At 70.3% G+C, this 7,617-nt stretch carries 7 protein-coding genes; 2 read left to right on the top strand and 5 right to left on the bottom strand.

Annotation, left to right across the window (positions count from 1 at the left end; genetic code table 11):
- The 5 genes from E1267_RS41230 to E1267_RS41210 form a co-directional block, all read right to left on the bottom strand.
- Nucleotides 1-602: molybdopterin-dependent oxidoreductase (locus E1267_RS41230; RefSeq protein ID WP_165960090.1), on the bottom strand; the 602-nt coding region annotated here is incomplete at its 3' end.
- Nucleotides 603-985: 383 nt separating this feature from the next.
- On the bottom strand, nucleotides 986-2,122 hold the full coding sequence (locus E1267_RS41225; RefSeq protein WP_165960089.1) for a serine hydrolase domain-containing protein: 1,137 nt from the start codon (nucleotides 2,120-2,122) through the stop codon (nucleotides 986-988).
- Nucleotides 2,123-2,336: 214 nt separating this feature from the next.
- Nucleotides 2,337-4,016, bottom strand: a complete 1,680-nt coding sequence (gene polX / locus E1267_RS41220; protein ID WP_132341359.1) for a DNA polymerase/3'-5' exonuclease PolX — start codon at nucleotides 4,014-4,016, stop codon at nucleotides 2,337-2,339.
- A gap of 38 nt (nucleotides 4,017-4,054) precedes the next feature.
- Nucleotides 4,055-5,023, bottom strand: coding sequence for an aldo/keto reductase (locus tag E1267_RS41215; protein WP_132341357.1), 969 nt, complete (start codon nucleotides 5,021-5,023; stop codon nucleotides 4,055-4,057).
- 37 nt (nucleotides 5,024-5,060) lie between these two features.
- Complete coding sequence (locus E1267_RS41210; protein ID WP_132341355.1) at nucleotides 5,061-6,107, bottom strand: zinc-dependent alcohol dehydrogenase family protein; 1,047 nt, start codon at nucleotides 6,105-6,107, stop codon at nucleotides 5,061-5,063.
- Nucleotides 6,108-6,174: 67 nt separating this feature from the next.
- Between E1267_RS41210 and E1267_RS47525 the strand changes: the two genes are divergently transcribed.
- On the top strand, nucleotides 6,175-6,297 hold the full coding sequence (locus tag E1267_RS47525) for a hypothetical protein (RefSeq protein ID WP_281283755.1): 123 nt from the start codon (nucleotides 6,175-6,177) through the stop codon (nucleotides 6,295-6,297).
- Between the two features lie 35 nt (nucleotides 6,298-6,332).
- A partial coding sequence (locus E1267_RS41205; protein ID WP_181957916.1) for a glutamate-cysteine ligase family protein occupies nucleotides 6,333-7,617 on the top strand: 1,285 nt, incomplete at its 3' end.

Below are 7,617 nucleotides of genomic sequence, written 5' to 3'. Positions count from 1 at the left end.
CCCACCCATCCCGGCACCACCAGCCGCGCGGGGAAGCCATGGTCGGCGGGAAGCGGCACGCCGTTCATCTCGTAGGCGACGAGGGCGTCGTCCATGGCCTTGCCGATCGGCAGCGGGCGGCGTACGTGCCCGTAGTCCTCGAAGGGGGCGTCGAGTCCGGTGGGCAGCACGTCCACCGCCTCGGGGCGCACGCCCGCCTCTTCGAGCAGGTCTTTCAGCAGCACGCCCCGCCAGCGCGCCACCCCGATCGCGCCCAGCCCCCACTGGGTGCCCGGAGCGGCGTCGTCCTGCTGCGTGCCGTAGAACCGCCGGCCGTTGCCCGCGCACTCGATCGCCACGTCGAGCGTCCGCGAGGGCATGGCCCGCACCTCGTCGTAGCCGAACTCGCGCGGCCATCGGACCCCCGCGCCGTGGACCCGCAGCCGCCAGGTCGTCGCGTCGATGAGCGGCGTGGAGGTGTGGTTGCGCACGAAGAACCGGTCGTTGGGGGTGTGGTAGCCCACCCCGGACATGGCTTGCCATTTCATCTCGGCGCTCTCGCCGTGCACCCGGAACAGGTGGTCGGGCAGCGGCTTCACGATCGTCGTCGTGGCCTGCTTCATGGACGTCACCTCCAGCACTAGGTATTTCCTACCTGGAAAGCATTTAATCGTGGCAGGCCTCCTTGCCGCAATCCGTGTCCGGCCGGTCAGGGAACGTTCCACAGGAATGTCCCAGGCGTCATTCCTCCCCCATCTGCGAGAGCGCATGCCTGCCCGCGCTGGCGCGGGAACCGCCCTCCCGGCGTTGAGACGTTCGATCATGTGGCCCGGTCACCCTCGTCGCGCGACCAACGGCTCATCTCGCAGGAGGACTTCGCGTACGTGCCGAGGTCGTGGTCGGCGGCGGACAGCCCCTTATCCAACGTGACAGGGTCTGTCATCCTGTCGAAGACGTGCGGCCCGGAGCGCGATTCCCGCGCCCCGGGCGTTCTTTCATCGCCCGGTCACTTGTCCGGGCAGAGCACTGTCTCGGCCGCCTTGTTGATGGCCTGGCTGATCGTGAGCGGTGAACCGACGCTCGTCGTGGTGGACACGGCGAACTGGAGCCGGCCGTCCGAGGAGGTGAAGGTGGTGGCGATGAAGCCCGCCGTGCCGCCCGACGGCACCTCGAACGCCGGGTCGCCGCCGCACAGGCGTTCGCTGGGAGGCTGGGTGGGCTGCCCCTCCTGCGGGTCGGTGATCACGCGTTGCAGGGCAGGAGGCAGCAGCTTGCCCTGGACGAAGGCGCGGTGGAACCTGGTGATGTCGCGCGCGGTGGAGATCACCCCTCCGGCGGCGTTCCCGTAGCTCGCGTTGAGCCGGTGCATGTCGCGCAGCCCGCCCTGGGGGTCGGTGTGGTACCCGTGCCCGTGCGGGCCCTTGATGCCCTGGGGCGGCCTGGCCGGCAGATACGAACGGCTCATTCCGAGCGGTCCGAACAGCCGGCGGGCGAACTCGGCGGCCAGCGATCTGCCCGCCACCTTCTCGATGATCAAACCGAGGAGCGTGTAGTTGGTGTTGGAGTAGTGATACTTCGCTCCCGGCTCTCCGGTGCGAGGCTGATCGCGTGACATCTTCACCAGGTCGAGCGGCGGGTAGTAGGTCGTGAAGTCGTAGAGATCGACCAGCTTGGCGTCGAACCAGTTGGGGATGCCCGAGGTGTGCCGGAGCAGCTGGTGTACGGTGATCTCGTCGGCCCGTGCCACGGCGTCCTGTTCGGCGACCTCCGGCAGGAGGTCGGCCAGCTTGTCCTCCAGGTCTATTTTGCCCTCCTTGACCAGCTGGAGCACCACGACCGCCGTCAGCCGCTTCGTCTGCGACCCGATCCGGTAGCGGGAGTCGCTGGGGATCCGGCCTCCCTTGCCGTCGATCAAACGCGAGCCGGCCGAGCCCTTGCCGAGGCGCTTCCCGTCGACGTACACCTCCCCGATGGCCCCGACGACGCCGGTGGTCCCGGCAAGGGACCGCATCGCCTGTTGAACATCCCCCAGCTTGGGCCTCGGCCCTGACGCGGCGGCGGTGGCGGGCGCCGAGGCGACGCCCAGCGTAAGCACGGCGCAGGCCAGCCCGGCCACGCGGACCGATAGAGCGCGAATCATCATGATCCTTCCTCCGAGGGGATGTCCCGGAACGACCGGCAGGGACCTTGAGGGCCTGCGGCGACCGTTCGAAACCCTTTTTGTAAGGGAGCGGGCGTTTCCTCGCCGTTTCGGCAGGAGGCGATGAACGACCATGACGGGTTCGCGGTATCGGCGCGACTCACCGGCCTGGAGGAGCCGATGACGACGAGAACCTGGCCTGACCCTCGACGAGCAGTCAGCGGCCCAGGAAGGCCAGGAGGCGGTCGAGGGGCCAGGTGTTGATGACGTCGTCGATGGTCAGCCAGGCCCGCTGCGCGATCCCCACCCCGAACCGCTGGTGGGCGAGGTGGGGGATCGCGTGCGAGTCGCTGTCGATGGAGAACTTGACCCCGTGGTGCCTGGCCAGCCGCACCAGGTCGGCCGGCAGGTCGGACCGGTCGGGGTAGGAGTCGATCTCCATGGCGGTGCCCGTGCGGGCGGCCGCGCGGAAGACGGCGTCCCAGTCGGCGTCGACGGGCGGGCGCTTGCCGATCTTCCTGGTCGTGGGGTGGCCGATGATGTCGACGTACGGATTCTCGCAGGCGGCGATGAAGCGGCGCGTCATCTCGTCGCGCGGCATCCCGAAGTGGGAGTGCACCGAGGCGACGCACACGTCGAACTCGCGCAGGACCTCCGCCGGCCAGTCGACCGATCCGTCGGGCGCGATGTTGAGCTCGGTGCCGTGCAACAGCCGCATGCCGGGATGTCTCTGCTGCAGCTCGGCCAGCTCGCCGCGCTGCTTGAGCGCCTTGTCCAGGGTCATCCGCTGCATCACGAGGTCGGGAGCGTGGTCGGTGACCGCGTAGTAGGAGTAGCCGCGGGCGCGGCCGGCCGCCACCATGCCCTCCAGCGGGGCGATGCCGTCGGTCAGGTCGGTGTGGGTGTGCAGGTCGCCCTTGAGGTCGGCGAGCTCGACCAGGACGGGCAGCTCGCCGCGCAGCGCCGCCTTGACCTCGCCGCCGTCCTCCCGCAGCGGCGGTGGCACGAACTGCATGCCGAGCGCGTCGTAGATCTCCTCCTCGGACGCGGCGGCGATCAGCCGGTCGCCGTCGAACAGCCCGTATTCGGACAGCTTCCAGCCCTTCTTCACCGCCATCTCCCTGATGGCGACGTTGTGCTCCTTGGAGCCGGTGAAGTACTGCATCGCCGCGCCCCAGGATCCGGCGGGCACCACGCGCAGGTCGACCTGGACCCCGGACGTCGTGCGGACCGAGGTCTTCTTGTCGCCCGCCGCGATCACCTCGGCGACGTAGGGCTGGGCGCGGAAGACGGCCATGATGGACTCGGGCGCGACGGCGAGGATGTCGATGTCGCCGATCGTGTCCTTCATCCGCCGCAACGAGCCCGCGTAGGCGATGCGCTCGGCCTCCAGCGAGGCCATCACCTGCTCGGCCAGCGACATGGCGACGCCGATGTGCACCCGGCGGCCCGCCTGCTCCAGCTGCTCGACACCCTTGAGGAGGTTGGCCAGCGTCTTGGGGCCGAGCCCCTTGACGCCGTCGAGGCGGCCGGCGGTGATCGACTCGCTCAGCGCCCCGGGGGAGTCGATGCCGAAGTCCTCGAACAACATGATGGCCGTCTTCGGCCCCAGCGTCGGCACCCGGGTCAGCCGGCGCACGCCCTCGGGCACCCGGCCGCGCAGCTCGTCGAGCTGCCGGAAGCTCCCGCGCCGCAGGAACTCCTCCATCTTCCTGGCGATCGCCTCGCCCACGCCCGGGACTGCGCGCACGTCGGCGACCGAGATGTCCTCGGGGAACCCCGCGATCGCCTTGGCCGCCTTCTGGTAGCTCCGCACCCGGAAGGCGTCGCCGCCGCAGAGCGCGAACAGCTCCGCGTATTCCTGCAGCGCCGCCGCTGCCTCCTCATTCGCCCGCATGGGACCACCTTAGGATCCCGGGCCGACAAACTCGCCCGTCAGAAGCGCACCTCACGCGGCCGGTACGGGGCCGCGAGAAAGTCCAGCTCGTCGGCCGACAACGTCACCGACACCGCGGCCACCGCGTCGTCGACGTGCCGGTCCTTCGTGGCGCCCACGATCGGCGCGGTCACGGCAGGCTGGTGCAGCAACCACGCCAGAGCCACCTGGGCGGGCGGCAGGCCGCGGTCGCGCGCCACCTGCGCCACCCGGTCGATCACGAGCTTGTCGTTCTCGGGGTCGTACAGGTAGTCGATGCGCGCGTCGGATCCCGTCCTGGTGGTCGTGGCGTCGGAGCCCGCCCTGGCGAGCACGCCGCGCGCCAGCGGGCTCCACGGGATGACCCCCACGCCCTGGTCGGCGCAGAGCGGCAACATCTCGCGCTCCTCCTCGCGGTAGAGGAGGTTGTAGTGGGGCTGCATCGAGACGAACTTCGTCCAGCCGTGCGCCTCGGCCACGTGCTGCGCCTTGGCGAACTGCCAGGCCCACATGGACGAGGCGCCGATGTAGCGCGCCTTGCCCGCCTTGACCACGTCGTGCAGCGCCTCCATGGTCTCCTCGATGGGTGTCTCGTCGTCCCACCGGTGGATCTGGTAGAGGTCGACGTAGTCGGTGCCGAGGCGGGAGAGCGAGGCGTCGATGGCGGCGTGGATGTGCTTGCGCGACAGGCCGCGGTCGTTGGCGCCCTTGCCCATGGGGAAGAAAACCTTGGTGGCCAGCACGTAGTCCTCGCGCCGCGGGAAGATGGCGCGCAGCGCGTCGCCGGTCACGACCTCGCTCTCGCCCTTGCTGTAGACGTCGGCGGTGTCGAAGAAGTCGACCCCCGCCTCGGCGGCCCTGCGGATCATCGGTTCGGCCTCCGACAGCGGCAGCGCCCACTCCTGGCGGGCCGGATCGCCGTAGCTCATCATGCCGAGGCAGATCCGCGACACCTTCAAGCCCGTGTTGCCAAGTCGTGCGTAGTCCATGAAATAACCCTATGACCCGGGTTCGGGGAACGGGCGCTCAGGACCCGCCGTGCGGCGCCCGGGGAACGATCATCGTGACGCCCGGCACCGAGCCGATCGAGGCCAGCGCCTTGCCGGCGTCGCCCAGCCCGATCGTGCGCGTGATCAGCTGGTCGGGATGGAGGACGCCGGCCCTGATCAGCTCCAGCATCGGCGGGTAGGCGTGCGCGGCCATGCCGTGACTGCCGAGCAGCCGTAGCTCGTGGCCGATCACGCGGTCCATCGGCACGGGCGTCGGCGCGCCAGGCAACAGCCCCACCTGTACGTGCCTGCCCCGCCTGCGCAGGCTCTCGACCGAGGCGACGCACGTCCGGGGGCTGCCCAGCGCGTCGACGGACAGGTGGGCGCCGCCCCTCGTCAGCTCCCTGACCTGGGCCGCCGCGTCGCCGGCCGAGCCGTTGACGAAGTGCGTCGCGCCCGCCTGCTCGGCCAGGTGCAGCGCGTCGGTGCTGATGTCCACGGCCACCACGCGCGCCCCGGCCGCCGTCGCGATCATCACGGCGGACAACCCCACGCCGCCGCATCCGTGCACCGCCACCCACTCGCCGGGACGCACCTCGCCGACCTGCGCCACGGCCCTGAAGGCGGTGGCGAAGCGGCAGCCCAGCCCCGCGGCGGTGACGTACGCCATGTCCTCGGGCACCGCGACGAGGTTGACGTCGGCGTGGTGGACGGCCACGAACTCGGCGTACGAACCCCAATGGGTGAAGCCCGGCTGCGTCTGCCGCTCGCACACCTGCTGGTCGCCGGTGACGCAGGTCGCGCAGGACCCGCACGCGCACACGAACGGGAGGGTCACCCGCGCGCCCGGCCGCCAGCCGCGCACGTCGGAGCCGACCGCCTCCACCACGCCCGCCAGCTCGTGTCCCGGGACGTGGGGAAGGGCCGTGATGTCGGGGTCATGGCCCTGCCAGCCGTGCCAGTCGGAGCGGCACAACCCCGTCGCCTCGACTTTGATCACCGCCCCGTGCGGGGCGGGCGACGGGTCGGGCAGCTCGCGGACGTCGAGCTCGCCACCGAAGATGTCAAAGGCAACCGCTCTCATCTCATGAGCTTAGGGTGAACTCCCGCAGCTCGCGCAAGGCCCGGGGCTCCTGCGCCACCGGCCTCACATGGAGCGGCGGCCACCGCACCGCCGGCGCGGGGGAGCGGTGATCGCCGTACGGCTCGCGACGCTCGGCGCCGGCGGGCATACGGGCTCCTACCAGCGGGACGACGGTGTCCTGCCCGGGTGAGGTGTCAACCATGAAGACGGGGACAGTTAGGGGAGATGGGACGAGATCTGGACAAGGAACGCTTCACCGAAGCGGAGTACGTCAGCTTCGGTGAACGTCTCCAGGAGCAGGTGGGCGTGCTCCGCGAGCTGCTCGCCACCCCCGGCTTCGGGCAGGGCCCCGCCACGATCGGGGCGGAGCTCGAACTGTTCCTCATCGACGAGCAGGGCAGGCCCCTGCCGCGCAACAGCGAGGTGCGGGAGGCGCTCGGCGACGAGCGGGTCGTGCTGGAGCTCGGCCGCTTCAACCTCGAGGTGAACCTCACCCCCACGCCGCTGGCGGGCACGCCGTTCGAGACGTTGAGCGCCGAGGTCCAGGAGACCATCGGCAAGGTGGACGGCGCCGTCGAGGGCGGCGGCGCCCTGCCCATCGGCATCCTGCCCACGCTCAGCGCCGACGACTTCACGGTGGGCGCGATGAGCGACCAGAACCGCTACCGCGCCATGAGCAGGGGCTTTCGCCGGCTGCGGCTCGAACCGTTCCTCGTCAAGATCGAGGACCTGGAGCTGTCGGTGGAGGACGTGATCCTCGAGGCGGCCAACACCTCGTGGCAGGTGCACATCCGCACACCGCCCGAGCGGTTCGGCCGGCTGTTCAACGCCGCCCAGCTCGCCATCGGGCCGGTGCTGGCCGTCTGCGGCAACTCGCCGTTCTTCCTGGGGCGGGACCTGTGGGAGGAGACCCGCATCGCGCTGATGGAGGAGGCCGCCGACGACCGGGACGTGGCGCGGCTCGGGCGCAGGGACGGGCGGGTCACGTTCGGCTCGGACTGGGTGCACGAGGGCGCGCACGAGCTGTTCGAACGGTACGTACGCGACTACGAGCCGATCGTGCCCGACCTCACCGAGGATCCCCGCCCGCACGAGGTGCCCGAGCTCCGGCTGCACCAGGGCACGATCTGGCAGTGGAACCGGCCCGTCTACGACCCGGCCGACAGCGGCCACCTGCGGATCGAGATGCGCGCGCTGCCCGCGGGCCCCTCGTGCGCGGACATGGCCGCGAACACGGCCTTCCTCCTGGGTTTGACGTTGTCGCAGGCCGAGCGCGACCTGACCGGCTACCGCTTCGCGCAGGCGTACCAGAACTTCTACCGCGCGGCCATGCACGGCCTGGACGCCAAGTTGTCGTGGCCGGGCGGCGACGCCGAGTTCGAGGCGGGCGAGCTGGTGCTCGCGCTGCTGCCCGAGGCGCGGGAGGGGCTGCCTGCCTCTTATCCACATCCCCCAGCCAACGAGACCTCTCAGGACCTCGTTTCCCGTCTTCTCCTTGAAAAAAAAAAGC

The organism is Nonomuraea longispora, from assembly GCF_004348345.1.
Taxonomy (GTDB): Bacteria; Actinomycetota; Actinomycetes; order Streptosporangiales; family Streptosporangiaceae; genus Nonomuraea; species Nonomuraea longispora.
This window is presented reverse-complemented; position numbering and strand designations above follow the sequence as displayed.

Bases quoted from the DNA above. Each gene is read 5' to 3' on its own strand.
- E1267_RS41225 (WP_165960089.1), bottom strand. From the start codon at position 2,122: ATGATGATTCGCGCTCTATCGGTCCGCGTGGCCGGGCTGGCCTGCGCC.
- polX (WP_132341359.1), bottom strand. From the start codon at position 4,016: ATGCGGGCGAATGAGGAGGCAGCGGCGGCGCTGCAGGAATACGCGGAG.
- E1267_RS41215 (WP_132341357.1), bottom strand. From the start codon at position 5,023: ATGGACTACGCACGACTTGGCAACACGGGCTTGAAGGTGTCGCGGATC.
- E1267_RS41210 (WP_132341355.1), bottom strand. From the start codon at position 6,107: ATGAGAGCGGTTGCCTTTGACATCTTCGGTGGCGAGCTCGACGTCCGC.
- E1267_RS47525 (WP_281283755.1), top strand. From the start codon at position 6,175: ATGGAGCGGCGGCCACCGCACCGCCGGCGCGGGGGAGCGGTGATCGCC.